The organism is Streptomyces sp. NPDC043908 (assembly GCF_056435525.1).
The window spans coordinates 55,602-79,869 of sequence record NZ_JBWKEI010000022.1 but is presented as its reverse complement, the minus strand read 5'-3'; the positions used below and the strand labels follow the sequence as shown (position 1 = coordinate 79,869).

The window sequence follows — 24,268 nt, the reverse complement described above, 5'->3', positions numbered from 1 at the left end:
TGCGGGGGTGCGCCCCTTTTGGGCCCGGACTTCGGCTGTCGGCCGGTGGTGGGTTGCTCGCGCAGTTCCCCGCGCCCCTTCAGGGGCCGGTGGTCGGCTCGTCGCGCCGTTTCCCGCGCCCCTTTCGGCCCGGTGGGCATCCGCGGGTTTGTGGGTGGCTGAGCGCGCAGTTCCCCGCGCCCCTGAGTACCTAGGGGCGCGGGGAACTGCGCGAGCAACCCTCCACGGTCTGCAGGCGAAAGGCGAGGCGTTCAGGGGCCGCAGGCCCCGCCATGGGGGCCGGGGGCGCAGGTTCCGCCATGGGGGCGGGGGTGCTGCCCCCAGGGAAGCGGGGCCCGGGTGCAACCCCCGGGGAGGGGTGGTGCGGGCTTCTAGGCTCGTAGTGGCGGGCGGGAGCGGGTTATTCCGCCCGCCACCGCCCGCTGCTTCGGCGCAGCCGTCCCCGTCCAGCACGTCCCCCGCCGCGCCAGCAGCCGCCGCAGCCACAACTCCGTGGAGACCAGGTCCGCCAGGCCGTCCAGCGGCAGGCGTTCGCCCGCGGCGGCGGCCCGTAGGGCGCGGCGGACCGTGCGGGCCTCGATCAGGCCCGCGTCCGCGAGCAGCGGGGCCTCGAAGAGCGAGATCAGGGGGTCGATCGCGCGGCGCAGACCCGCGCGGACCGCCGCCGTGGAGGAGGCGTGGGACGTGGCGCCCCAGCCGGGCGGCAGGTCCCGTACCCCGGACCCCGCAAGCACCGTCCGCAGGATCGCCGCCCGCGCCCCCGGCTGCACCCGTACCGCCTCGGGCAGGGCGCGGCAGGCCCGTACCACCTGGTTGTCCAGGAACGGGGCGTGCAGCCGCTGGCTGCGGATCTCGGCGGCCTGCTCCAGGACGCGGTGGTCGGCGGCGTAGCGGGCGAGCGCCGCGCGGGCCCGGGCCTCGCCGGGCCGCAGCACCGTCGCCGGGCGCGTCGCCGACGCCATCAGCCGGATCGATACTTCAGCCAGCGCCTCCCCGGTGAGCCATCGCGCGGCCGGTCCCGGCCGCGTCCAGGCCAGGGACGCGAGCGAGGCGTCCAGCGGGGTCTCGGCCGCGGCGTCGACGAGGTCGGCGTCGCGCCGCAGCCGTTCGGCCGCCGACTCGATGCCCGCCCGGTAGGGCGTACGGGCGAGTCTGCGGGCCGCCCGGTACACGGTGAGCGGGACGAAGAGGGAGTGGGCGGAGGGGCCGCCCGCCTTGGCCAGCGCCGCCGCGGGGCGCAGCAGGTGACGGCGCTGACGGTCCATCAGCAGGTCCGCCAGGCGCGCCGGGTGCGCGTCCAGGACCTGCCGCGCCCCGCTGCCGGTGAAGTGGTCCGCGCTGCCCGCCGCGAGCCGGCGCCGGTGGCGCTCCGCCACGACCAGGGAGGGGCCCGGCTCGTCGGTGAGCGGCCCGGCCAGCTCCGCGTACGGCAGGGCCTCCTCGTCGCCGGCCACCACCACGTGGTGCAGCCGGGGGTTGGCCGCGATCGCCCCGGCCCGCTCCACCTCGGCCTCGCCGCGCCGGCCGGGTACGGCGAGGTCGTTGAAGGTGACGGCGAGGAGCCGTTCGCCCGCGCCGGTGCCGTGGCCGAGCACCGTGCCGGGGTTGCCCGGCAGCCCGGCGGCGAGCAGGGCGAGGGTGGCCGAGGCGGGACCGCCCGAGAGGTCGGCGCCGATGCCGGGGGCCGGGCCCCCGCGCGCGGCGCGCCGCTCGGCGGGACCCATGCCGGGCACCGGACCCGGGTCCGGCGGCAGGGTCTCGGGGGCGTGGCGCGGCGCGGTGAGCCGGGCCCGTACGGCCGCGACCAGCGCCTCCCGTACGCCGTTCACCGCGCTCTCCTCGTCGACCTGGGCGGCGGCGACGGCGAGCGAGGCCATCGGCTCGTACCCGGTGATCTCCCGCGAGCCCTCGCGCAGGACGAGCGCGTGGCCGGGCGGGATGCGCCGCACCCCCGCGTAGGGGGTGGAGTCGCCGAGCGCCTCGGGTACGTCCGGGCAGGCGAGCAGCGCCGCCAGGTGGCCGATGTCCAGCTGGGCCTCGATGAGGTCGGCGAGCGGCAGGGCGGCCGTGGCGTACGCGGTGCCGCTCGCCCAGGGCGTGTAGAAGACGGGGCGGGCACCGGCCAGGTCACCGACGACGGTGACCCTGCGTCCGACCTGGGCAACGGCCGTATAGCTGCCGGGCCACGCCGACAGGTGCCGCAGTGCGCCCCCGCGTGCCGCGAACAGCCCCACCCGCAGCTCCTCGTCGCTGGCGGCGCAGCATCCCAGCACCGCGAGCCGGGTGTCCGCCCCCACGCTGACCACGCGGATCTCGTCGGGGCGCCAGTCGCCGACCGCCCAGAGCGGGTCGGGGTCGCCCCACAGCAGCTGGGAGCCGACCGGATGCACCGTGCGCCCCTCCTCGGGCGCGCCCAGGGCGCCGGCCGTCCCGGCGGCGCCGAACCGCGCGGCGACACTGCTCCAGCCCACCAGCCACCGCATCGCCGCCTCCACAGCCTGTGGACAACCCGTCGCCCGCGCCGACAGAACCGGGGTCAAGCCGCAGGCACGCGGTTCTGAGGTCGCTCGGGACCATGCTGCCATGACAATGGCGTGCGGGAGGGGCCTCGGGGTAGCGCGCGCAAAAAGTGAACGCGCTCCCATGGATGGCCGATTGACAGCTCCCCAGCCGCGCGGAAGCGGCGTTTCCGGGTAGTGCGGGACCGTCGCTTTTCGGCCAACTTCACCCCAGGGGCGCGTGGCGGACACCCCGGAGCGGGCATGAAACGGGCAGCGGAGCCGGTCCGCGGGACCCCCAGTCCGGGAGGCGCTGTCCGCCTCCCGGACCGGTCCGCCGCCCGCGGGGATTGAGGCGACGGTGTCCCCCAGCCCACTGGATCCAGTTCAGCGGGCCGACCCACGCACCTGACATGGAAGCGCTGTCCGCCCTCGGCGGGCCAGAGCGCACGCACCGCGCACGGCCACACACCCGGAGCACGCACCCCCGGCCCCAACTCGTCCGTACGGAAAGCAATCCCGCCATCCGGAACACCGCCCCTTAACGGTAGGGATGCGGCGAACTACGCTGGGTGCACTGCTGTTCTCCGCGGGCGGCATATTCCTGGGGGCTCGGCCACACGAGTGTGCGGCCGGACGGACCCGGGGCGCCGCCCCGGGGGACGCCGTCTGTGTCGAGGGGTGGCGCATGTCCAGGGAGCAACGCGGGCCGAACGAGAAGCTCGGCACCGTTCTCGCCCTCGCGGGAATCAGCAACGCCGGACTGGCCAGAAGGGTCAACGACCTCGGTGCGCAACGGGGTCTGACCCTTCGTTACGACAAGACATCGGTGGCCCGCTGGGTCTCCAAGGGGATGGTGCCCCAGGGCGCCGCGCCCCATCTGATCGCGGCGGCCATCGGCGCCAAGCTCGGGCGCCCGGTGCCGCTGCACGAGATAGGACTCGCCGACGCCGACCCGGCGCCCGAGGTCGGTCTGGCGTTCCCGCGCGACGTGGGCGAGGCGGTCCGCTCCGCGACCGAGCTCTACCGGCTCGATCTGGCCGGACGGCGGGCGGGCGGCGGCATCTGGCAGTCGCTGGCCGGATCCTTCGCGGTCACCGCGTACGCGACCCCGGCCTCCCGCTGGCTCATAACCCCCGCCGACTCGTCGGTGGCGCGCGACCAGGACGGGGCGGCCGGAACACCCCTGAAGGTCGGCCACAGCGATGTGGCCAAACTCCGCGAGGCGGCGGAGGACGCCCGCCGCTGGGACTCCAAGTACGGGGGCGGCGACTGGCGTTCGTCGATGGTTCCCGAGTGCTTACGGGTGGACGCGGCCCCGCTGCTGCTCGGCTCGTACTCGGACGAGGTCGGGCGGGGCCTGTTCGGGGCGACCGCGGAGCTGACCCGGCTGGCCGGCTGGATGGCCTTCGACACCGGCCAGCAGGAGGCCGCGCAGCGCTACTACATCCAGGCGCTGCGCCTCGCGCGCGCGGCGGCCGACGTGCCGCTGGGCGGCTATGTGCTCGCCTCCATGTCGCTCCAGGCCACCTACCGGGGCTTCGCCGACGAGGGCGTGGACCTCGCGCAGGCGGCCGTCGAGCGCAACCGGGGCCTGGCGACCGCCCGCACCATGAGCTTCTTCCGGCTCGTCGAGGCACGCGCGCACGCGAAGGCGGGCGACGCGCTCGCGGCCGGCGCCGCGCTCAAGGCCGCCGAGTCGTGGCTGGAGCGCTCCCGGGACGGCGACGCGGACCCGTCCTGGCTCGGCTTCTACTCCTACGACCGCTTCGCGGCGGACGCGGCCGAGTGCTACCGCGACCTGAAGGCCCCGCGCCAGGTGCGCCGCTTCACCGAGCAGGCGCTGTCGCGCCCCACCGAGGAGTTCGTGCGCTCGCACGGCCTGCGGCTCGTGGTCTCGGCGGTGGCCGAGCTGGAGTCGGGCAATCTGGACGCCGCCTGCGCCGCGGGCACGCGCGCGGTGGAGGTCGCCGGACGGATCTCCTCGGCGCGCACCACCGAATACGTCCGGGACCTGCTGCACCGCCTGGAGCCCTACGGGGACGAGCCGCGCGTGGTGGAGCTGCGGGAGCGGGCCCGGCCGCTCCTGGTGGCCCCGGCGTAGATCACTTCCGCCACGGGTTTACGGGCATTGTCAGTGGGCCAGTGCACTATCTGGGGTGGGAGGTGTGGTGGTGACGGCGTACGACTGCGACGTGCTGGTGATCGGCGGCGGGATCGTCGGTCTGTCGACGGCGTATGCCCTGGCCCAGGCCTCGCCCGGCACCCGGGTGACCGTCCTGGAGAAGGAGTCCGGCCCCGCCCGCCACCAGACCGGGCGCAACAGCGGGGTGATCCACAGCGGGATCTACTACCGCCCCGGCTCCCTCAAGGCGCGGTACGGGGTGCGGGGAGCCGCCGAGATGGTGGCGTTCTGCGCCGAGCAGGGCCTGCCGTACGAGGTGACCGGCAAGCTCATCGTGGCCACCGACCGCACCGAGCTGCCCCGGCTGCACGCCCTGGTCCAGCGCGGCCGGGAGAACGGCATCCCGGTGCGCGAGCTGGGCCCCGCCCAGATCGCGGAGTACGAACCGGAGGTCCAGGGCCTCGCCGGGATCCACGTCGCCACGACCGGCGTCTGCGACTACCCGGCGGTGGCGGCCCGCCTCGCCGAGCTGTCCGGCGCGGAGATCCGGTACGGGACGGAAGCCGTCCGGATATCGCGCCGCCCCGGTTCGGGTGTGGCCGTGCGCACCTCGACCGGGGCGGTGATCCGGGCCCGGGCGCTGGTGAACTGCGCGGGGCTGCACTGCGACCGGGTGGCCCGCCTGGCCGGGGACGACCCGGGGGTGCGGATCGTGCCGTTCCGGGGCGAGTACTACGACCTGGCGCGGCCCGGCCTGGTCAAGGGCCTGGTGTATCCGGTGCCGGACCCGGCGTTCCCCTTCCTCGGGGTGCATCTGACCCGTGGGATCGGCGGCGGCGTCCACGTCGGGCCGAACGCGGTCCCGGCCGCGGCCCGCGAGGGCTACGACTGGCGCACGGTCCGCCCCGCCGAGCTGGCCTCGACCCTGGCCTGGCCCGGCACCTGGCGCATCGCCGCCCGCCACTGGCGGTACGGAGCGGGCGAGATCCACCGCTCGCTCTCCCGCCGCGCCTTCACCGAGGCGGTCCGCCGGCTGCTGCCCGACGTCCGGGACGAGGACCTGCGCCCCGCCCCGTCCGGGGTGCGCGCCCAGGCGGTGCTGCGCGACGGCACCCTGGTCGACGACTTCCTCATCCGCGAGGCGCCCCGCACGATCCACGTCCTGAACGCCCCGTCCCCGGCGGCCACCGCGTCCCTGCCGATCGGGCGCGAGGTGGCCCGGCGGGCGCTGGGGGTGCTGGGGGCGGCGCGGGTGTAGCGGGCCGCCGGCGGGCCGCGGCACGTAGAATCGGCTCATTGTGTCTGAGCTGCCGCCCCCCGCCCCCGCCCGTCGCCCCAAGGGCGAGCCCCGGTTCCCCGGGGGTCCCGTCGCCGACCCCGCCGGGTCCCACCACGAACGGCGCATCCGCAGTTTCCAGCCGCGCCGCAGCCGGGTGACCACCGGCCAGGGCGAGTACCTGGAGCGGCTGTGGCCGCTGTGGGGTCTCGACATCGACGGGCGCGGCACGCTCGACCTGGACGAGATGTTCGGCGGACTGCCGGTCGTCCTGGAGATCGGCTTCGGGATGGGCGAGGCGACCGCCGAGATGGCCGCCGCCGACCCCGGCACCGGCATCCTCGCCGTCGACGTCCACACCCCCGGCCAGGGCAACCTCCTAGGTCTCGCCGAGCGCGGCGGCCTCACCAACGTCCGGGTCGCCAACGGCGACGCGATCATCCTGCTGCGCGAGATGCTCCCGCCCGAGTCGCTGGACGGGCTGCGGGTCTACTTCCCCGACCCCTGGCCCAAGAAGCGCCACCACAAGCGCCGCATCATCCAGCCCGACTTCCTCACCCTGGCCGCGCCCCGGCTCAAGCCCGGCGCCCTGCTGCACTGCGCCACCGACTGGGAGCCGTACGCCGAGCAGATGCTTCAGGTGCTGAACGCGCACCCCGCGTTCGAGAACACCCAGGCGGACGGCGGTTTCGCGCCGAGGCCCGCGTTCCGGCCACTCACCCGCTTCGAGGGGCAGGGCCTGGACAAGGGCCATGTGGTCCACGACCTGCTCTTCACCCGCGCGGCCGAGCTGCCCTCCGCCTGACGGCGACCCCACGCACCGTCGCGGATTGTCCGTACCCCTCGTTAGGGTCGTCTGGTGTCGTCCGAGTCGCTTCCGCAACGCCAGCCGCCGGGCCCGCTCCAGCCGGTCCCGGAGCGCGGCGCCGAGCCGCGGTTCGACGCCGTCCCGGAGCGCGCCAAGTGGCGCTACCGGCCGCGGCGCGACTTCTGGCGCTCCAGGGCGTTCCGGGCCGGCGCGCTGATCACCCTGCTCGCCCTGTGCGGTCTGGTCATCCTCGCCATCGTGCGGGACCAGACCGGCACCGAGGGGTTCCTGGTGGGGCTCGCGCTCGCCGTGCTGCCGGTTCCGCTGCTGGTCACCGCGTTCCGCTGGCTCGACCGGGTGGACCCGGGCCCCTGGCGCAACCTCCTGTTCGCGCTCGCCTGGGGGGCGTGCGCCGCCGCGCTTGTGGCGATCATCGCCAACTCGTTCGCGACGAAGTGGATAGCCACCGCGACCGCCGACCCGTCCTCCGCCGACCACCTGGGCGCGACCGTGATCGCGCCGGTCGTCGAGGAGAGTGCCAAGGCGGCCGCCGTGCTGCTGCTGTTCCTGTTCCGCAGACGGGACTTCAAGGGGATAGTCGACGGCGTCGTCGTCGCGGGCTTCACCGCGACCGGCTTCGCCTTCACCGAGAACGTCCTGTACCTCGGCAACGCCTTCGGTGAGGACCAGGTCAGCCACACCGCCGGGCTCTCCTCGACGACCGCGGCGACGTTCTTCGTCCGGGTCGTGATGTCGCCGTTCGCGCACCCGCTGTTCACGGTCTGCACCGGCATAGGCTTCGGGGCCGCGGCGCTCGCGGCCCCGGGCCGCCGCCGGCGCCGGATCGGCTGGCCGGTGCTCGGCCTGCTGTCCGCGATGGGGATGCACGCGCTGTGGAACGGCTCGTCGTCGTTCGGGACGTACGGCTTCTACCTGGTCTACGCCGCGTTCATGGTGCCGGTCTTCGGACTGCTCACCTGGCTCGCGGTGTGGAGCCGCCAGCGGGAGCTGCGCACCGTCGCGGCGGAGCTGCCCGCGTACGCGGCGGCGGGCTGGCTCGGCCCGGCCGAACCGCTGGCGCTCTCCTCGATGCGGGCCCGCTCGATGGCCCGCGACTTCGCCCACCGCACCTTCGGGGGCAAGCGGGCGGCGCGGACGGTCGCGGAGTACGAGGCGTTCGCGACGGCCCTGGCGTTCCTGCGCCGACGGGCCCGCCACTCCCAGGCCGGGCCGGACTTCACCGCCCGCGAGCAGGAGCTGCTGCACCACCTGTGGGCGCGCCGGGAGGTGGCAGGCCCCGCCCTTCTGTACGGGGCGGGCGCGGCGGGCCGCATCTGGATTCCGTCCCAGCCCTACCCCTACGGCCACCAGGCCCCGTACGGAACCCAGACCCCGTACGGCCACCAGCCCCCGTACGGCTACGGCCAGGGCACGTACGGGAACCACGCCCCGTACGGCTACGGCCCGGCCGCCTCCCCGTACGACCCCTACCGGCGCTGAGAGCCTGCCCCCGGTCTACGCCGAGGCGGCCTTCAGCTCGCTCAGCTCCGCGTCCGTGAGCTCCAGGTCCGCGACCGCGAGGAGCGCGGGCAACTGCTCGACGGTCCGGGCCGAGGCGATCGGGGCGACCACGGTCGGCTGCGCGGCGAGCCAGGCGAGGGCCACGCTCGCGGGCTCGACGCCGTGCGCCAGCGCGACGCGGTCGAGCGCGGCGAGCACCTTCACGCCCCGCTCGGTGCCCAGGTACCGGCCGGCGCTCCCGGCCCGCGCGCTGTCGACGTCCTGGCCGGGGCGGTACTTGCCGCTGAGGAAGCCGGAGGCGAGCGCCGAGTAGGGCACGGCGGCCAGACCCGAGCGGCCGGCGGTGTCCTGGAGGGTGCCCTCGTAGGTGTCGCGCGAGACCAGGTTGTAGTGCGGCTGGAGCGCGACGTACTTGGCCAGGCCCTCGCGGTCGGAGAAGTCCAGGGAGTCCTGGAGCCGCTCCGGGGAGATGTTGGAGGCGGCCACCGCACGCACCGTGCCGTCCTTGACCAGCTGGTCGAGCGCGGTGACGATCTCCTCGACGGGGACCGACTCGTCGTCGAAGTGCGTGTAGTACAGGTCGATGTAGTCGGTGCCGAGCCGGCGCAGCGACTCCTCGGCGGCGGCCTTGATGGTGGGGGCCGCGAGCCCCTTGAACGAGGCGTGCGCGCCGCCCTTGGTGGCGATCACGACGTCCTCGCGGTTGCCGCGCGCCGCCAGCCACCTGCCGATGATCCGCTCGGACTCGCCGCCCTCGTTGCCCGGGGCCCACGCCGAGTAGACGTCGGCGGTGTCCACGAAGTTGCCGCCCGCCTGCGTGTACGCGTCGAGCACCCCGAAGGAGGCGGCCTCGTCGGCGGTCCAGCCGAAGACGTTGCCGCCCAGGGCGAGCGGGAAGACGGACAGGTCGGAGGAGCCCAGGGGGCGCAGCGTGGTCATGGGGGGTGAACGGGCCGACGGGGCACGCCTATTCCGCGCCCCCGCCCGCCGGGCAGGCCCCCTACGGGTTGAGGCCCTTCGACTCGAGCCACGCCATCGGGTCGACTCCCGTGCCGCCCGGGGTGTGCACCTCCAGGTGCAGATGCGGGCCCGTCACGTTGCCGGTGGCGCCGACGCGGCCGATCGTCTCGCCGGTCGTCACCTTCTGCCCGGCGCTGACCGCGATGGAGGACTGGTGGCAGTACCAGAGCTCCGAGCCGTCCTCCAGCTCGATCACCGTGCGGTATCCGTACGAGCCGGACCAGCCCGCCGACTTGACCGTCCCGCCGTGGACCGCCTTGAGCGGGGTGCCGGTGGGCGCGGCGAAGTCGAGGCCGGTGTGGTGGCCGGAGGACCACATCGAGCCGGCCTGGCCGAAGGTGGAGGTGATCGTGTACGAGGCGACCGGGAGCGAGTAGCTCTTGGCCAGCTCGGCCAGCCGCTCCTCCTCGGCCTTCTTCGCGGCGGCCTCCTCGGCGGCCTTCTTCTCGGCGGCCGCCTTCTGCTGGGCGGCGCTCTGCGCGGCCTTCGCCTCGGCCGCCGCCTGCTGGGCCGCGGCCTTCTCGGCGGCCGCCTTCGCCTCGGCTTCGGCGCTGCTGCGCTGCTGATCGGCCTGCTGGAGGATGCGGGCGCGCAGGGCCTCGCCCGCCCCTGTGGCGCCCTGCTCGGCCGCGGCCCGGGAGACGCCCGCCATGGTGAGGGGGGCGCTCGCGACGGCTCTGTCGGCCTCGGCCAGGGGGGACGCGTCGGGCTTGTCGTCGCCCGCGATGCCGGTGATGAGCGCGCCCACGCCCGGCAGGGACTTCACATCGGGGAGATTGTCCGCGACGGAGTCGGGCAGGGATATGGAGACCGGCGGCTTGGTCTGCGCACTGGCCATGCCACCCGCGCCGACGGCCGCGATGACGCCGACGCCGAGGACGGTGGAGCTGCGGGCGAGCCCGCCGCGCTGCTTGATCACGCGGTGCCGGCCGCGTACCGGGGAGACGGACTCCTCCGTGGGGTTCCACTCCTCCCACACCTCGGTGCCGCTGGGCGCGGGCCCGTACGGGGCGACGGGGGGAAGCGGCGGGGTGCCGAGGGCAGGCTCGTTGGACGCCACGGGGGCGCGCTCCTTTCCTTCCTTCTCGCCTACCGGGTTGGCGGTGGGGGTCCCCCCTGCTCCTTGAGAGCTCGGGGGAGGGTTCGGAGCAGGAAGGTCTCCTACGGGCACGTTTCGACGGTGCGAAGGTGCTCGATTCACCCCAAGGTGGTGGTTCCCCGGTTCCCTTGCGGAATTCGGCGCGTGCGCACGGTGCCGCCTCTACGACGGCTGGGACGACCGCGCTGCGTTATCGAACGTTAATAGACAGGCGGACCGGATTCCAAGCCGTTCCCCGTAATCCCCGGCCCCAGCGCCTGATGCCCCGTCAAACAACGTGCGCTCGGGCGTCGTTCGGGCACGGTCCGTCACGGAACCACCGGCGTCGTCCGCCGCCGCTCCGGCCGCCGCGCCCGGGGCCGCCGCACCGCCAGCAGCGCCATGTCGTCGTTCGCACCGCCGCCCGTATGCCTGCGCACATCGTCGACGAGCGCGTCCAGGAGCTGGTCCGGCCCCGGGAAGATCCGGCCGCGCAGCCGTTCGTGCGGGTCGTAGAAGACCCCGGGCGGCCGGGCCGAACGCGCCTCGGAGAGGCCGTCGGTGTACAGGAGCAGCGTCGCCCCGAGCGGGAAGGGGTACGTGTCCGCCCGGTCCGGCCAGACCCCGAGTTCCGCCATCCCCAGCGGCAGCGCGGGGTCGGAGGGGGTGAGCGCGTCCAGCGCCCCGTCGGCGTGGAGCAGCAGCGGTTCGGGGTGGCCCCGGTTGACCAGGCGTACGGCCGTGGCGTCGCGCGGGATCTCGGCGAGCACGGCCGTGGTGAACCCCTCGAACGCGTCCAGGCCGTCGCGCCGGGTGCCCTCCCGGGTCAGCGCGCGCTCAAGGCGTCCGGCCACCGCCTCCAGCGTCTGCTCCTGCTCGGCGGCCTCCCGGAACGCCCCGATCACCACGGCCACCGCCTCGACCGCCTCAAGGCCCTTGCCCCGGACGTCCCCGACGACCAGGCGCACCCCGTACGGCGTGTCCTGGACGGCGAAGAGGTCCCCGCCGATGAACGCGCCGGCCTGCGCCGCCTCGTACCGCGCGGCCACCTGGAGGCCGCCGATCCGCTCGGCGGGCGTGGGCAGGACGGCGCGCTGGGCGGTCTCCGCGATGACCCGCGCCGACGCCAGGCGTTCGCCGCTGCGGCGCAGCATGCGGTTGGTGAGCAGGGCCAGCGCGCCGACGGTGGTGACGGTGAACAGCTCGCTGACCGCCTCCCCGGTGCTGGGGACGTCGTGGAGGTACTCGGTGAGCAGGACCGCCCCGACCGCCGAGGCGCCCGCGACAGCGGTGCCCGCGGGGCCGAAGAAGGGGGCCGCGGTCAGCGGGGCGGCGGCGAACAGGGCCGCCGCGGTGAGATCGGGCGGTGTCGCCACGTCGAGGACGACCCCGGCGACCAGCAGCAGCGCGGGCAGGGCGCGCACCAGGGCCGGACGCCGGGAGCCCTCCCGGCCGCCGCCGTCCGTTCGCTGCCGCACCTGTGGTCTCCCGCCCGTCCGCGGGGCCGCCGCCGTTCCCGGCGCCCCACTCAGGGTGCCGGGCCGGGCCGCCCGCCGCGAACGCTCCTCGGCCAACCGGGTGCGCGCGGCGCCCCTCAGTGCCGTTCGGCGCCGGTCGCGATCAGCCGCGCCCGGCATCTGCGGGGCCCGGCCCGGCCGTGGACGCAGGTCCCCCGGGCGTGGCGGCGGGCCGCCGGGCCGCCGTGGACGGTGGGGACGCCGCCCTTGGCGTGCGAGGGCGCGGAGATCCAGGGCGGGGCGGGCGACAGGGGCGGCGACAGCGGCAGGGAGAGGCACATCAGGAGCGTGCACAGGGCGAGGAACAGCGGCACCGCGGGCGCCCTGCGCCGCGTCGCCGCCCGCAGCAGTCCGTCCACATGCTCGCGCATAGCAATCGTGAGACTACTGTACGTACGCGCGCCCGCGCGGGCCGTCGGGGAAATGCCGAAGGCCCGGCACATTCGCATGTGCCGGGCCTTCGGTCTTCAGTAGCGGGGACAGGATTTGAACCTGCGACCTCTGGGTTATGAGCCCAGCGAGCTACCGAGCTGCTCCACCCCGCGTCGGTAAACACAACTGTACGGCATCCCGGACGGTGCTCCGTACCGCTTTACGGACGGCGCCGCGCTCACGCCGACCAGTGCCCCCGCGAGGCGGCCAGCACGAAGCCGGGGCCGAAGCCGATGATGAGGCCGGACTGCCGGTCGCCGGGGGCCTGCGCGAAGGTGCGGGCCAGCACGTCGAGGACGGCCGAGCCACCCAGGTTCCCGTTGGCGGCCAGGCTCGCCCAGGCGTGCCGCAGGGCGCCGTGGTCGCGGTCGCCGTCCAGGCCGAACCCGGCGGCGGCGTCCTGGAGGACCCGGGGCCCGCCGGGGTGGACGACCGCGAACTCCGGGGCCCTGCCGCTGCCGCCGAGCCACGCGCGTACGGCGGGAAGGCTGTCGTTGAGCGAGGTGGTGGCGGCGGTCGTGGAGTCGAAGTGCAGTCCGGCGCCCGACAGGCGGCCCCGGTAGCGGTCGAGGCTGTCGGGCAGGACGTACTCGAAGGTGTCCTCGATGACGAAGCTCGGCCCGCTCCAGGCCGGGGTGTCCGAGACGACGACCGCGCCCGAGCCGTCCCCGAAGAGCACCTTGTAGATCATCGACTCCCGGCTGGTGTCGGTGTGGTTGTACGTGGCCGTCGACAGGCACTCCGCGACGACGACCAGCACGTGCGAGCCCGGGTGGGCGGCGATGTCCTGGTGGGCCCTGACCAGGCCGTGCGCGCCGCCCGCGCAGCCGACGGTCGCCATCGGGACTCGGCGGACGTCCGGGCGCAGGCCGAGTTCCCGGACGAGGGCGACGTCGAGGGAGGGCACGGTCCAGGAGGTGGTGTGGCTGGTGATCAGGCAGTCGACGTCGTCGGGGGCGAGGCCGGCGTGGGCCAGGGCCTGCCGCCCGGAGCGGACCGCGAGCCCCAGGGCGTCCTCGTACGCCGCTCTGTTGCGCTCCTCGACAGTGGCATTTCCGGCCACGGTCGGGGCGTGCAGCGGGCGGGTGAAACGACGGGTGCGGACGGTCGTCGCCCGGGCGATCCGCAGGTGCGCCTCCAGCCGCGGCCGGTCGGGGTTGGCACGCCGGATGTCCGCGCAGATCTCGTCCGTGGCGATGACGTGGTCCGGCAGGACGACGGCGGGGAGGGCTATGTGAGCGGGCACGAGTGGGCTCCCTCGGAGGGCCAAAGGACGAGAGCTCAACTTAACCGAGGCGGCTGGAATTCGTCCCTGGAAAGGGGCGGGGAGCTCAGCCGGAAGGAGTCGTTCCGAGGGGGCCCCGCGGGTAGGTCACGCCGGTCGCGCGCTCAGCTCGTCAGCGGCGCGCTCAGCACCGGGTGACGGCTCACGAGGGAGGCGCCCGGGGTGTAGAGGAGCAGCATCACCCGGGCCCCGGGCGAGGTGACGGGCTCGGCCACACAGGTGGTGACCCAGCCGGGACCGTACCGGCTGTGGCGGATGGGCCGCTCCGAGCCGTCCGGGTACGGGATCGGGGTGTCCCCGGCCTCCCGGTAGAGCGGACCGGCGACCGGGTCGGCCTGCACGTCGGCCTCCAGGCGCCGCAGCTCCGCGTGGTTGGGCCGCATCTCCACGCCGTGCCGCAGCTGCGGCAGCACCATCGGGGCCCAGCGGTCCGCCCACTCGGTGAGGACGTCCTCGCGCGCGCGGGGGTCGAGGAGCATCCAGCGCATGGTGTTGGCCGGGACCTCCCCGCCCGGGAAGAGCTCGGCGAACGCGGTGTTGTGGGCGAGCAGGTTCCAGGCGGCGTCGGTGATGTAGGCCATCGCCCCGTCGATCTGCTCGACGACCCGCTGCCAGACGCCCGGGACCGACATGCCGGAGTCGCGGTGCAGGGTGTACGGCGGGTACTCGCGCCGGGTGAGGCGCCAAAGGAACGTCCACTCCTGCTCGTTGAGGCGCAGGGCGCGCGCCACGTTCGTCAGGAACTCGGCGGTGGGGTTGAGTTGCCCGTTCTCGAACCGGTTGTACGTCCCCGGGGTGCGCTCCAGCAGCAGGTCCATCTGCTCCTGGCTCAGCCCGGCGACCCGCCGGCCCGGCCCCGCCTGGCGCGGCGGGAACCCGGCGGACTCCGGGTGGATGGCGGCGCGCCGCTCCTGGAGGAGCCTCTTGAGGGAAGTACGGTCACGGGCGGCGAGCGGCGGCAAGGCGGGACCTTCGTTCACGGGGGGACGGGGACGAACGGCTGTCGCCGTGGCGGGACGACGGGGCCCGGGGCGGCCGGGGGCGGCCCGGGACGACGTGCCGCGACGTACCGGCGACCTGATGCGACCCGAGGGTCTGACGTGTGGGGGGTCTCCTGTCGCCGGGGCCGGATGTTGATGGCTGGATCATTATCTGCAATTCGGCCCCCTGGAAAGGGGGCGGGGTGCCCCTCCACACTGTTGCGCACGAAGCCCCTAGGGGTCTCGTGCGTATCGACCCAGGTGAAAGCGGTTGCTCGGTGTTCTTCGCCGAAGGCCGACCACCAGGGGCGCGGCGGCTGACCCCGTGCCGCGGGGACGACCGGCGTACACGCAACCAGAACAGCGGCCGGTGTCGACAATCGCCAACACGTCGCGTCCTCGACACCGGCCGCCCGCGGCGCGCCGGAGAGCAACATTCCCCCGTCTCCGGCCAGCCCCGGCATGCGGGCCGGGGTTGAGACGGCCGGCGCCGTGGAGCCCGCCCTCGGGCGGCCCCACGGCGCCGGCCGTGTGCATGCGGGCCCGCACGGCCCCTTCCAACTGCCCCCCGGGCGGCGGCGACTCCTGACCGGGACCGGACCACCGACCGTGCGGACACAGGACAGCGCCCCGCCCGGGAAGCCCGGGCGGGGCGCTGGAGCGCAGGTCAGGGGGTGTGCCACCCCTCCTGCGGCCGGTAGGCCATGTCGGACTCGAACCGACAACCAACGGATTAAAAGTCCGCTGCTCTGCCAATTGAGCTAATGGCCCCTGGCATACCGCACCCCCGCAGCATAGCCCGACCGCGCCCGGCAGCCGATCGGGTATCGGGTGCCGGGCCTGTTGCGGCCCGTTCGGGACCCTTCGTGGCCGGTATGCGCAGGTCACGACCGGCGGTGCGGGAAGGCGGCGGGGTCCGGGGCCGGGGGGCGGAGGAACCAGTGGCGGGCCGAGGCCAGCCACCACGCCGTCGCGAAGCCCAGCACCACCAGCACCGCCACCGGCGCGTAGTTGAAGTTCTCCCACGTCACCGGGGACAGCTGGGGCAGCATGAACAGGACCGTGATCAGCGCCACCCAGGCCACCGCCGCCACCCCGACCGGGCGGGACCAGCGCCCCAGCTGCCAGGGGCCGGGGGTGAACGCGTCGCCCTTGAGCAGCCTCAGCAGCGTGGGGATCACATACGCGATGTACAGGCCGATCACCGCGATCGACGTCACCGCCGCGTACGCCGTCACGTTGATCAGATACGGCAGGCCCAGCGCCAGCGCGCCCGCCGTCGCCAGCCACACCGCCGCCACCGGGGTGCGGGTGCGGGGGCTCACCGTGTGCCAGACGCGGGAGAACGGCAGCGCGCCGTCGCGCGAGAACGCGTAGATCATGCGGGAGTTGGCCGTCACCGACGCCATCCCGCAGAACAGCTGCGCCCCGATCACCACCAGCAGGAGCAGCTTGCCCGCCGTCGCCCCCAGCGCGTCCAGGAGGATCTGGGCGGGCGGCGCGCCGGTCGCCGAGCCGAGTTCGTCGTCGTACGACTGGATGGCGTACGTGAAGCCGAGCAGCAGGACGAAGCCGGCGATCCACGAGGTCCAGATCGCGCGCACGATCCCGCGCGGGCCGGCCGTGGCGGCGTCGTGGGTCTCCTCCGTCATGTGCGCGGAGGCGTCGTAGCCGGTGAAGGTGTACTGGGCCATCAGCAGGCCGAGCAGGACGACGTAGGAGCCGCTGCCCCAGCCGGTGTTGTTCACGTAGTGGGTGAAGACGAACCGCGTGGAGCGGTGGTGGTCCGGGGTGAACGCCAGCGCGCCCGCGATCGCCGCCACGCCCAGCACGTGCCACCACACGCTCACGCTGTTGAGGAGCGCCACGATCCGTACGCCGAAGGTGTTCAGCAGGCCGTGCAGGAGCAGGATCGCCGCGAAGAGCGCGATGGTACGGCCGGGGGTCACCCCGAAGTCCCACTGGAGGTTCAGGTACGCGCCCAGGAACGACGCCGCGCCGAAGTCGATCCCGGCGGTCACCGCGACCTGGCCGAGCACGTTGAACCACCCCGTGAACCACGCCCAGGCCGCCGCGCTGCGCTCCGGCGCGAGTCGGTGCGCCCAGAAGTACAGGCCCGCCGAGGTCGGGTACGCCGAGCAGATCTCGGCCATCGCCAGGCCGACCAGCAGCGTCATCAGCCCGACCCCGACCCAGCCCCAGGTGATCACGGCCGGGCCGCCGGTGTTCATGCCGAACGCGTACATCGTCAGACAGCCGGAGAGCACCGAGATGATCGTGAACGAGACGGCGTAGTTGGCGAAGCCGGACATCCGGCGGGCCAGCACCTGGGTGTAGCCGAGCTGCGCCAGCCGCTCTTCGTCGGACGCCGCCGCGCCGGTCGTGTGCACCGCGCCGCCGCCCGCCGGACCGAGACCGTCGGGCGCCCCGTGGGCGTCCGGATTCGTACTCGCGTCACTTGTCATGCCCCCAGCGATTCCCTCGCGGAGGGCCGGACATGCGCCACCGTTGGCCAAAAGAAGCCCCCGTACGCGGAAGGGCCCGTACCGCACCCCTGGGGTGCCGTACGGGCCCTTCACTCACTCGGTCGACGGATCAGCCGTTGCGCTTCCAGCGCGGCTTGTCGTCGCGGCGGCCGAAGGAGCCGGTGTTCGTGCCGGTGCCGGTGCCACCGCGGTGGTCGTCACGACGGCCGTAGGGACGGTCGCCGGTGCCGCCGGAGCGGAAGCCGCCCGAGGGACGGTCGTTGCGGTCGCGGTTGAACGGGCGGTCGCCGCCACCGGAGCGGAAGCCGCCGCCGGCCGGACGCTCGTTGCGGTCGCGGTTGAAGCCACCGCCGCGGTTGTCGTCACGACGCTCGAAGCCGCGGTCGTTGCGGTCGCGGTTGAAACCGCCGGAGGGACGGTCGTCGCGACGGAAGCCGCCACCACGGTTGTCACGCTCGTTGCGGTCGCGGTTGAAGCCACCGCCGCGGTTGTCGTCACGACGCTCGAAGCCACGGTCGTTGCGGTCGCGGTTGAAGCCGCCGGAGGGACGGTCGTCGCGACGGAAGCCGCCACCACGGTTGTCGTCACGGCGCTCGAAGCCGCGGTCGTTGCGGTCGCGGTTGAAACCGCCGCCCGCGGGACGGTCACCGCGGTCGCGGTTGAAGCCGCCACCCCGGTTGTCGTCACGACGGTCGTCGCGGCGGAAGCCACCACGGTCGCCGCGGTCACCACGGTCGCCGCGGTCGTCACGACGGCCGAAGTTGCCCCGGTCGTCACGGCGCTCGTACGGACGCTCCTGGGCGACCGGCTCGGCGGCCACCACGGCGGCGACCTCGGCCTCGGCGGCCACGGCCACCTCGGCCACAGCGGCCTCCGGGTCCTCGCCGCGCTCACGGGCGGAGCGGGCGACCAGACGGTCGGCCTCCTCGCGCAGCTCGGCGGCGCGGCGCGTCAGACGCTCCAGCTCCTTGGTGAGCTCGGCGACCTCGCGCTCGGCCTGCTTGGCGGCGTTGTTCGCGGAGTCGGCCTGGACCTCGGTCAGCGAACGGGCGCCGGTGATCTCGGCGACCTCCGGGTCGAACGCGCCGGCGCTCTGGATGATGTGGCGCGAGGCGTCGACGCCCGCGTCCTCCATCAGCCGGAAGATCTGGCGGCGCTGGTGCGGCAGCGACAGCGAGACCACGACACCGGACTTGCCGGCGCGGGCGGTACGGCCCGAGCGGTGCAGGTAGTCCTTGTGGTCACCGGCCGGGTCCACGTTGAGGACCAGGTCGATGCCGTCGACGTGGATGCCGCGGGCGGCGACGTCGGTGGCGACGAGGGCGTTGACGTAGCCCTTCTTGAAGTCCTCCAGGACGCGGGTGCGCGCGCCCTGCGTCATACCGCCGTGCAGCGCGTCGGCCTTCACGCCCGACTCGCACAGCTGCTCGGCGATGCGGTCCGCGCCCAGCTGGGTGCGGACGAAGATGATCGTGCGGCCCTTGCGGGCGGCGATGGCGGCCGTGACCGGCGCCTTGTCCTTCGGCTTCACGACCAGGACGTGGTGGGTCATCGTCGAGACGTTGCCCTGCGCGCTGTCGACCTCGTGCGTGACGGGGTTCGTCAGGTAGCGCTTGACCAGCGTGCTGATCTCGTTCTCCATGGTGGCGGAGAAGAGCATGCGCTGGCCGCCGCCGGGGATCTGGTCGAGCAGCTCGGTGACCTCGGGCAGGAAGCCCAGGTCGGACATCTGGTCGGCCTCGTCGAGGACGGCGACCTGGACGTTGGCGAGCGAGCAGGCGCCGCGGTTGATGAGGTCGCGCAGACGGCCCGGGGTGGCGACGAGGACGTCGACGCCGCGCTCCAGGGCGTAGATCTGGTTGCTCATCGACGTACCGCCGCAGACGACCTTCATCTTCAGGCCGAGCACGTCGCCGTACGGCTGGAGGGCGTCCGCGACCTGCATCGCGAGCTCACGCGTCGGCGTGAGGATGATCGCGCGGGGCTTCTTCTTCTCGGTGTGGCCGCCGGCGAGCTGCGCCAGCGTCGGCAGACCGAAGGAGAGGGTCTTGCCGGAGCCGGTGCGGCCACGGCCGAGGATGTCCTTGCCGGCCAGGGCGTCCGGGATGGTCGCGGCCTGGATCGGGAAGGGGCTGGTCACACCGTTCTGGGCGAGCTTGCGCACGACGCCCTCGGGCAGACCGAGGTCCGCGAAGGTGATGGTGGGCTCGGCGGCCTCGTCGGCCTCGTCGGCGGCGATGACCTCGACGACCTCAGCGGTCTCGATGACGTCGGTGGTCTCGGTGACGACGGCCTCGGCGACGACGATCTCGTCGTTCTCGGGCATGACGGTGTTGTCAGTACTGGAAATGGACATGCGAAATGCGAAACCTTCCGGAGTCTCGGCACGCGCCCGTCAACTCCGTGATTCGCAATTCGACCGCCTCGATGCGGTCAGCCACGGCTAGGGAGAGTACGCGCCACACGGCGCTCTTCTGTGTCGGCGCCGGGCAATGGGATCAAACGATCTACCACCATACGCACTCCCCCCGCAGGAGCGCAAACCGCTCCTCTGCGATCCACGTCACAAAGGCCCTCGCCGGCCCCACCTACACCGGTCCGACCTGCGGCGATGCCGCCGGTTCGGCCCGTGAGGCCTGGCTTCCCCCGAGGTCGCGCAGGGCCGTGGTGCGGGTGTCCGCGGCCGGGGAGGCGGACGGCGAGTCGCTCGGCTTCGGGCTCGTCGGCGGGTCCGGCGGAGGCTGGCTCGTCGGGGGCGCGGGCGGGCTCGACGAGGCGGGCGGCGACGAGGGGTGCTGCGGGGGCGCGGAGGGGCCGCCCGCGCTGCCGCCGCCGGGCCGCGGCGGGTTCTGGGGCCGGGGGCGGCCGCCGGGTGTGGCCGCGGGCGCGCCGGGCGCCGAGCCGCTCGGGCTCGCGGCCGAGGACGCGCCCGGGGACGGCTTGGCGCCGTGCTTGCCGGAGCGCCCCTTGCCGGCCCCGGCGGAGACCGCGGCGACGCCCTCCGACTCGACCGCCGCACCTTCGCGCCCGACCGAGACCGACGGCTTGGGAGCCTTTCCGTCGTCCCTCACACTCATGCAGCCCGCCGACGCCGCGACCACCAGTGCGGTCACGGCCAGACGGGCGGGGGCGGACAACTGGCGCACGGGCGGCCTCCGGAGCGCGGGCGGGGCAGGGTCGCCCTGACCAACTCCCTTTCCCCCGCCGGGGACACGCCCGGGGCGCCGCCCGTACGAACGGGATTCCGACGGGTGGTCCTTCGGTGGCGAATCCGGTCCCACCCGATCAGGTCGGGGCGGACCCGGTCGGGTCAGGGCCCGTCGTCGCGCCTCCGGCGTCCGCCCGGCGCGCGGGCGGGCGCGCGCCGGACGGCTCTCACGCCGGAGTGCCGCCGGTGAGGCCCGCGCCGAGGAAGACCGCGCCGAGCCCGACCAGCACCGACGCCGCCACGTTCGCCGCCGCCAGGAACTTCCGGCCCCGCTCGGCCAGTCGGAGCGTCTCGTACGAGAACGTCGAGTACGTGGTGAGGGCGCCGCACAGCCCGGTGCCGAGCAGCGCGTACGTACCGGAGGAGGCCGCCGCGCCCGCGAGCGCGCCGAGCAGCAGGCTCCCTGCCGCGTTGACCACGAACGTCCCCCAGGGGAACACCGAGTCGTGGCGGGCCTGCACCGCGCGGTCGGTCGCGTAGCGCAGCGGCGCGCCGACGGCCGCGCCCACGATCACCAGGAGCCACGTCACGTCCGCACCCCCCGCTCCGCCCCGGCGCGTGCCGCCAGCACCCGCCGGGTCGCCCCCGCCGCCAGGCACACCGCGCCGAGCGCCCCGAGGAGCGTCCCGGCCGCGTAGACCATCGCGAGACCGGGCTGCCGGCGGGCGAGGAGCCGGGCGACCTCCACGGCGTACGTCGAGAAGGTGGTGAAGCCGCCGAGCACCCCGACCCCGAGGAAGGGCCGCACCAGGTGGTGGGCGCCGCGTCCGCCCTCGCTGATCAGCGGCATCAGGACACCGATGAGGGCGCAGCCCAGGACGTTGGTCAGCAGCGTCGACCAGGGGAAGCCGCCGGCGTGCGTCGGCCAGGCCAGCGCGAGGCCGTACCGGGCGCTCGCCCCCAGCGCCCCGCCCGCCGAGATCACCGCGAGCACCGGCCACTTCGCCCCGCCGGCCGTCTCGGCGCGCTGGGCGGGAACGTGGAGGTCGACGTCCGGGTCGATCGGCTCCGGGCGTCCGGGCGCGCTCACCCGTAGCCCAGGGCGTGCAGCCGCTCGTCGTCGATGCCGAAGTGGTGGGCGATCTCGTGGACGACGGTGACCTCGGTCTCGGCGACCACGTCCTCCCGGGACTCGCACATCCGCAGGGTGGGGCCCCGGTAGATGGTGATCCGGTCCGGGAGCACGCCCGCGTACCACTCGCCGCGGTCGGTGAGCGGAGTCCCCTCGTAGAGCCCGAGCAGCTCGGGGTCGTCGGTGGCGGGCTCGTCCTCGACGAACACGGCGACGTTGTCCATCAGCCGTGTCAGCTCCGGCGGGATGCGGTCCAGCGCCTCGGCGACCAGTTCCTCGAACTCCTCGCGCGTCATCTCCAGCACGCGGCCATTGTCACGCACGGGGCGCGGCGGCGCCCCGGGCGGGCGCCCCCGGCGGCCTCCGCGGGGGACCCGACGGGCCGCCGGGAAACCGTTTTGGCGATAGCTCCTTCCATCCCATATGCTTCTCACGTCCCCGACGCGCTGCGAAGCGCCCAGGTGGGCCCTTAGCCCTCATCGTCTAGTGGCCCAGGACGCCGCCCTTTCAAGGCGGTAGCACGGGTTCGAATCCCGTTGGGGGCACGCATCACCGTGTGCGAGACTAGTGCTCGCACATTGCTTGGTCCTGTGGAGCAGTTTGGAGTGCTCGCCACCCTGTCAAGGTGGAGGCCGCGGGTTCAAATCCCGTCAGGACCGCTGGTGTTTCACGTGAAACACCGTGGCTGGGTAGCTCAGTTGGTACGAGCGATCGCCTGAAAAGCGATAGGTCGCCGGTTCGACCCCGGCCCCAGCCACCACCGGAAGGCCCCGTCCCCAGGACGGGGCCTTCCGCGTTCTCACTCCCTCTCCGCCGCCTCGCGCTGCCGCGCCCGCAGGCCGCGTACGCCGAGGACCAGCGCGACCGCCGCCACCACGGCCGCCAGCAGCGCCCAGTCCGGAACGGCGTCGCCGACCGAGCGGGCCCACTGCTCGGCCGCGTAGGAGTCGTCGACGTCCAGCAGCCCGGGCAGCGCCGTGGCCCCGTCGAACGCCAGGAACAGGCCGCCCAGGACGATGAAGAACAGCCCCGAGAGCAGCGAGGTGGTGTGCAGCTCGAAGCGGCCGAGCCGCACCGCCCGGCCGCGCAGCCAGCGCCGGCGGCCGAGCCCGAAGCGCTCCCACAGCAGCGCGAGCAGGAACAGCGGGGCCGCCATGCCCAGCGCGTACACCGCCAGGAGCAGCCCGCCGTAGGCCGGGCTGCCGCTGACCGCCGCCACGGTGAGGACGCTGCCGAGGATGGGCCCGGCGCAGAAGCCCGCGAGCCCGTAGACCGCGCCCAGGGCGTAGACGGAGGCGGCCGTCGTCGGGCGGATGCGGCCGGACAGCTCGGTCATCCGGCGGCTGGCGAAGCCCATGCCGAGGATCTGGGCGGCGCCGAGCGCGATGATCAGCCAGCCGCCGAAGAGGACCAGCTGGTCGCGGTGGCCGTAGAAGAGGCGCCCCGCGTACGAACCCGCCGCCCCCAGCGGGACCAGGGTGGTGGCCAGGCCCGCGTAGAAGAGGCCGGTGCGGGCCAGCAGCCGGGAGGCGGAGTCGATCGAGTACGCGAAGAAGGCCGGCAGCAGCAGCGCGCTGCACGGGCTGAGCAGCGCCAGCAGCCCGCCCAGGAACGCGGCCAGATAGCCGATGTCCGCGGTCACTCTCCGGCGCCCTTCGCACCGGCGGCGGTCCGCGCCGCCCGGTAGGCCGCCGCCTCGTCGACGGCCTGGGCGAAGGTGTCCAGCGGCTGGGCGCCGGCCAGCGGGCGCCCGTTGATCACGAAGGACGGGGTGGAGCTCGCGCCGAGCCCGTACGCCTCCTCCTGGTCCTTCTTCACCGAGGCCTTCGCCTCGTCGCTGTCGGCGTCCCGGGCGAAGCGGTCGAGGTCGTTCACGCCCGCCTCCTTCGCCAGCGCGCGCAGCCGGTCCTTGCCGAAGCCCTTCTCCTTGGAGCCATGGGCGTAGGCGGCCGTGTGGAACTGCCAGAAGCGGCCCTGCCGCCCGGCCGCCCAGGCCGCCCGCGCCGCCGCCTCCGACTCCGCGCCGAAGATCGGCGTGTTGCGCCACTCGATGCGCAGGGTCCCGGCGTCGACGTACTTCCGCACCAGCGCCGGTTCGGTGTCGCGGGCGAACTTGCCGCAGTAGGAGCACGCGAAGTCGGCGTACTCGATCATCACGACGGGGGCGTCCGGGCGGCCCTGGGCCAGCGCGTCGCCGCGGTCGCGCCGGGCCAGCTTCTCCAGCTCGGGGAAGGTCCCGGCGGGCGGCTCGACCGCCTCGTCGGCGGTGCTCCCGCGACCGTCGCCGGAGGAGTTCGCGCCGTACGAGACGGCCCCGAGGAGGGCCGCCGCCGCGACGACGGCCGCCCCGATCACGAAGGGCTTCCTGGACCTCGGGCGGGAGGAGGACCGGGGCTTGGACTTGGGCTTGGACGCAGGGGTGCCCTGGGGCTGGGACATACGGGTCTCCGTGGACGTACCGCCGCCACGGGAAGGCGGCGGAAAAAGGGAAGGGGAAAGGGACGGCCGGTCGGGGGACCGGCCGTCTAGACCCTCAGTACGGAGAGCTCGACGGGGCTGGGGGCGGTGAGCGTGGGGCCGCGCACCGGCGGGTCGCGGTGCGCCGCGGCCCGCGCGGCGAGGGCCGCCGGGGCGATCCGCTCCCCCAGGACCGGGGCCTGGTCGCCCGCGGTACGGGACCGCACGGGCGCGGCCGGGTCGCCGCCCCGGTCCTGCTTGCCGCCCTGCTCACAGCCGGGCGAACGGTCCAGGGTCACGGAGATCCGGGTGGGCGGCGCCTCGTCCGGGGAGGCCGCCGCCGGGGACGGCCCGCACAGCAGCACCGTCGCCACGCCGAGCACCATCAGCAGCACGGCCGCGAGGCGGCGGTGCGGGGCTGCGGTGCGGGACATGCCCGAAATGGTACGGGCGGGGCGGGCCCCTTCCGAAATGCGTTCGCCACTGCCGCTCGGCGGGTGAGATC

General features: G+C 74.3%; 20 protein-coding genes, 5 tRNA genes and 1 riboswitch. Of the genes, 7 read left to right on the top strand and 18 right to left on the bottom strand.

Annotation, left to right across the window (positions count from 1 at the left end; all coding sequences use genetic code 11):
* Positions 1-371: 371 nt before the first annotated feature.
* On the bottom strand, positions 372-2,483 hold the full coding sequence (locus tag AC069K_RS33375; protein WP_365104210.1) for an asparagine synthase-related protein: 2,112 nt from the start codon (positions 2,481-2,483) through the stop codon (positions 372-374).
* 703 nt (positions 2,484-3,186) lie between these two features.
* On the opposite strand from AC069K_RS33375, the gene AC069K_RS33370 reads away from it, so the two are divergent.
* The 4 genes from AC069K_RS33370 to AC069K_RS33355 all read left to right on the top strand — a co-directional run bounded on the left by AC069K_RS33370 (position 3,187) and on the right by AC069K_RS33355 (position 8,207).
* Positions 3,187-4,602 carry an MFS transporter gene (locus AC069K_RS33370; protein ID WP_478622346.1) on the top strand — a complete coding sequence of 472 codons (1,416 nt, stop codon included), beginning with the start codon at positions 3,187-3,189 and terminating at the stop codon, positions 4,600-4,602.
* 70 nt (positions 4,603-4,672) lie between these two features.
* Positions 4,673-5,881: an L-2-hydroxyglutarate oxidase gene (gene lhgO, locus AC069K_RS33365; protein ID WP_478622344.1), complete on the top strand. Its 1,209-nt coding sequence runs from the start codon at positions 4,673-4,675 to the stop codon at positions 5,879-5,881.
* A gap of 40 nt (positions 5,882-5,921) precedes the next feature.
* Positions 5,922-6,704, top strand: a complete 783-nt coding sequence (trmB, locus tag AC069K_RS33360; protein ID WP_365104216.1) for a tRNA (guanosine(46)-N7)-methyltransferase TrmB — start codon at positions 5,922-5,924, stop codon at positions 6,702-6,704.
* A gap of 54 nt (positions 6,705-6,758) precedes the next feature.
* A complete protein-coding gene (locus AC069K_RS33355) occupies positions 6,759-8,207 on the top strand; it encodes a PrsW family intramembrane metalloprotease (RefSeq protein WP_478622341.1) in 1,449 nt (482 codons plus the stop codon).
* Between the two features lie 15 nt (positions 8,208-8,222).
* Here AC069K_RS33355 and AC069K_RS33350 read toward each other — a convergent pair whose 3' ends face one another.
* The 14 genes from AC069K_RS33350 to AC069K_RS33285 all read right to left on the bottom strand — a co-directional run bounded on the left by AC069K_RS33350 (position 8,223) and on the right by AC069K_RS33285 (position 21,611).
* Positions 8,223-9,167 (bottom strand): aldo/keto reductase, encoded by a 945-nt coding sequence (locus AC069K_RS33350; protein ID WP_478622339.1) that lies wholly within the window; start codon positions 9,165-9,167, stop codon positions 8,223-8,225.
* A 61-nt stretch (positions 9,168-9,228) separates the two neighbouring features.
* Positions 9,229-10,308, bottom strand: a complete 1,080-nt coding sequence (locus tag AC069K_RS33345; RefSeq protein WP_365104223.1) for a M23 family metallopeptidase — start codon at positions 10,306-10,308, stop codon at positions 9,229-9,231.
* Positions 10,309-10,320: 12 nt separating this feature from the next.
* Positions 10,321-10,500, bottom strand: a riboswitch (cyclic di-AMP (ydaO/yuaA leader).
* A gap of 155 nt (positions 10,501-10,655) precedes the next feature.
* The gene (locus AC069K_RS33340; RefSeq protein ID WP_478622336.1) at positions 10,656-11,900 is read right to left on the bottom strand and encodes a PP2C family protein-serine/threonine phosphatase; all 1,245 of its coding nucleotides are present in this window, start codon (positions 11,898-11,900) and stop codon (positions 10,656-10,658) included.
* Between the two features lie 20 nt (positions 11,901-11,920).
* Positions 11,921-12,214, bottom strand: a complete 294-nt coding sequence (locus tag AC069K_RS33335) for a hypothetical protein (RefSeq protein ID WP_478622334.1) — start codon at positions 12,212-12,214, stop codon at positions 11,921-11,923.
* Between the two features lie 100 nt (positions 12,215-12,314).
* Positions 12,315-12,388 (bottom strand) — tRNA-Met (locus AC069K_RS33330).
* Between the two features lie 65 nt (positions 12,389-12,453).
* Positions 12,454-13,521: a PhlD gene (locus tag AC069K_RS33325; protein WP_478622332.1), complete on the bottom strand. Its 1,068-nt coding sequence runs from the start codon at positions 13,519-13,521 to the stop codon at positions 12,454-12,456.
* Positions 13,522-13,664: 143 nt separating this feature from the next.
* On the bottom strand, positions 13,665-14,540 hold the full coding sequence (locus tag AC069K_RS33320) for a helix-turn-helix domain-containing protein (RefSeq protein WP_365104234.1): 876 nt from the start codon (positions 14,538-14,540) through the stop codon (positions 13,665-13,667).
* Between the two features lie 698 nt (positions 14,541-15,238).
* Positions 15,239-15,311 (bottom strand) — tRNA-Lys (locus AC069K_RS33315).
* A gap of 113 nt (positions 15,312-15,424) precedes the next feature.
* Entirely contained in the window at positions 15,425-17,005 is a 1,581-nt protein-coding gene (locus AC069K_RS33310; protein WP_478622330.1) for an amino acid permease, read from the bottom strand.
* Positions 17,006-17,135: 130 nt separating this feature from the next.
* Positions 17,136-19,382 carry a DEAD/DEAH box helicase gene (locus AC069K_RS33305; RefSeq protein ID WP_478622328.1) on the bottom strand — a complete coding sequence of 749 codons (2,247 nt, stop codon included), beginning with the start codon at positions 19,380-19,382 and terminating at the stop codon, positions 17,136-17,138.
* A gap of 232 nt (positions 19,383-19,614) precedes the next feature.
* Complete coding sequence (locus AC069K_RS33300) at positions 19,615-20,172, bottom strand: hypothetical protein (RefSeq protein ID WP_365104243.1); 558 nt, start codon at positions 20,170-20,172, stop codon at positions 19,615-19,617.
* A 229-nt stretch (positions 20,173-20,401) separates the two neighbouring features.
* Positions 20,402-20,764: a fluoride efflux transporter FluC gene (locus AC069K_RS33295; RefSeq protein WP_365104245.1), complete on the bottom strand. Its 363-nt coding sequence runs from the start codon at positions 20,762-20,764 to the stop codon at positions 20,402-20,404.
* Positions 20,761-21,264, bottom strand: a complete 504-nt coding sequence (locus AC069K_RS33290) for a fluoride efflux transporter FluC (RefSeq protein ID WP_478622325.1) — start codon at positions 21,262-21,264, stop codon at positions 20,761-20,763. Before AC069K_RS33290 ends, AC069K_RS33295 begins: the two co-directional genes overlap by 4 nt.
* The gene (locus AC069K_RS33285) at positions 21,261-21,611 is read right to left on the bottom strand and encodes a metallopeptidase family protein (protein ID WP_358836015.1); all 351 of its coding nucleotides are present in this window, start codon (positions 21,609-21,611) and stop codon (positions 21,261-21,263) included. Before AC069K_RS33285 ends, AC069K_RS33290 begins: the two co-directional genes overlap by 4 nt.
* 167 nt (positions 21,612-21,778) lie before the next feature.
* On the opposite strand from AC069K_RS33285, the gene AC069K_RS33280 reads away from it, so the two are divergent.
* The 3 genes from AC069K_RS33280 to AC069K_RS33270 all read left to right on the top strand — a co-directional run bounded on the left by AC069K_RS33280 (position 21,779) and on the right by AC069K_RS33270 (position 22,066).
* Positions 21,779-21,851 (top strand) — tRNA-Glu (locus tag AC069K_RS33280).
* Between the two features lie 39 nt (positions 21,852-21,890).
* Positions 21,891-21,965, top strand: a tRNA-Asp gene (locus AC069K_RS33275).
* A 24-nt stretch (positions 21,966-21,989) separates the two neighbouring features.
* A tRNA-Phe gene (locus tag AC069K_RS33270) sits at positions 21,990-22,066 on the top strand.
* A 39-nt stretch (positions 22,067-22,105) separates the two neighbouring features.
* On the opposite strand, the gene AC069K_RS33265 is transcribed toward AC069K_RS33270, so the two are convergent.
* The 3 genes from AC069K_RS33265 to AC069K_RS33255 form a co-directional block, all read right to left on the bottom strand.
* Complete coding sequence (locus tag AC069K_RS33265) at positions 22,106-22,948, bottom strand: cytochrome c biogenesis CcdA family protein (RefSeq protein ID WP_358836014.1); 843 nt, start codon at positions 22,946-22,948, stop codon at positions 22,106-22,108.
* Positions 22,945-23,745 carry a DsbA family protein gene (locus AC069K_RS33260; RefSeq protein WP_478622323.1) on the bottom strand — a complete coding sequence of 267 codons (801 nt, stop codon included), beginning with the start codon at positions 23,743-23,745 and terminating at the stop codon, positions 22,945-22,947. The genes AC069K_RS33265 and AC069K_RS33260 overlap by 4 nt, the downstream gene beginning before the upstream one ends.
* Before the next feature lie 86 nt (positions 23,746-23,831).
* On the bottom strand, positions 23,832-24,197 hold the full coding sequence (locus AC069K_RS33255; protein WP_365104255.1) for a hypothetical protein: 366 nt from the start codon (positions 24,195-24,197) through the stop codon (positions 23,832-23,834).
* Positions 24,198-24,268 lie beyond the last annotated feature (71 nt).

What these genes read in the sequence shown, in the direction of transcription:
- AC069K_RS33375 (WP_365104210.1), bottom strand. Translation starts at nt 2,483, where the DNA reads ATGCGGTGGCTGGTGGGCTGGAGCAGTGTCGCCGCGCGGTTCGGCGCC.
- AC069K_RS33370 (WP_478622346.1), top strand. Translation starts at nt 3,187, where the DNA reads ATGTCCAGGGAGCAACGCGGGCCGAACGAGAAGCTCGGCACCGTTCTC.
- AC069K_RS33350 (WP_478622339.1), bottom strand. Translation starts at nt 9,167, where the DNA reads ATGACCACGCTGCGCCCCCTGGGCTCCTCCGACCTGTCCGTCTTCCCG.
- AC069K_RS33335 (WP_478622334.1), bottom strand. Translation starts at nt 12,214, where the DNA reads ATGCGCGAGCATGTGGACGGACTGCTGCGGGCGGCGACGCGGCGCAGG.
- AC069K_RS33310 (WP_478622330.1), bottom strand. Translation starts at nt 17,005, where the DNA reads ATGACAAGTGACGCGAGTACGAATCCGGACGCCCACGGGGCGCCCGAC.
- AC069K_RS33305 (WP_478622328.1), bottom strand. Translation starts at nt 19,382, where the DNA reads ATGTCCATTTCCAGTACTGACAACACCGTCATGCCCGAGAACGACGAG.
- AC069K_RS33260 (WP_478622323.1), bottom strand. Translation starts at nt 23,745, where the DNA reads ATGTCCCAGCCCCAGGGCACCCCTGCGTCCAAGCCCAAGTCCAAGCCC.
- AC069K_RS33255 (WP_365104255.1), bottom strand. Translation starts at nt 24,197, where the DNA reads ATGTCCCGCACCGCAGCCCCGCACCGCCGCCTCGCGGCCGTGCTGCTG.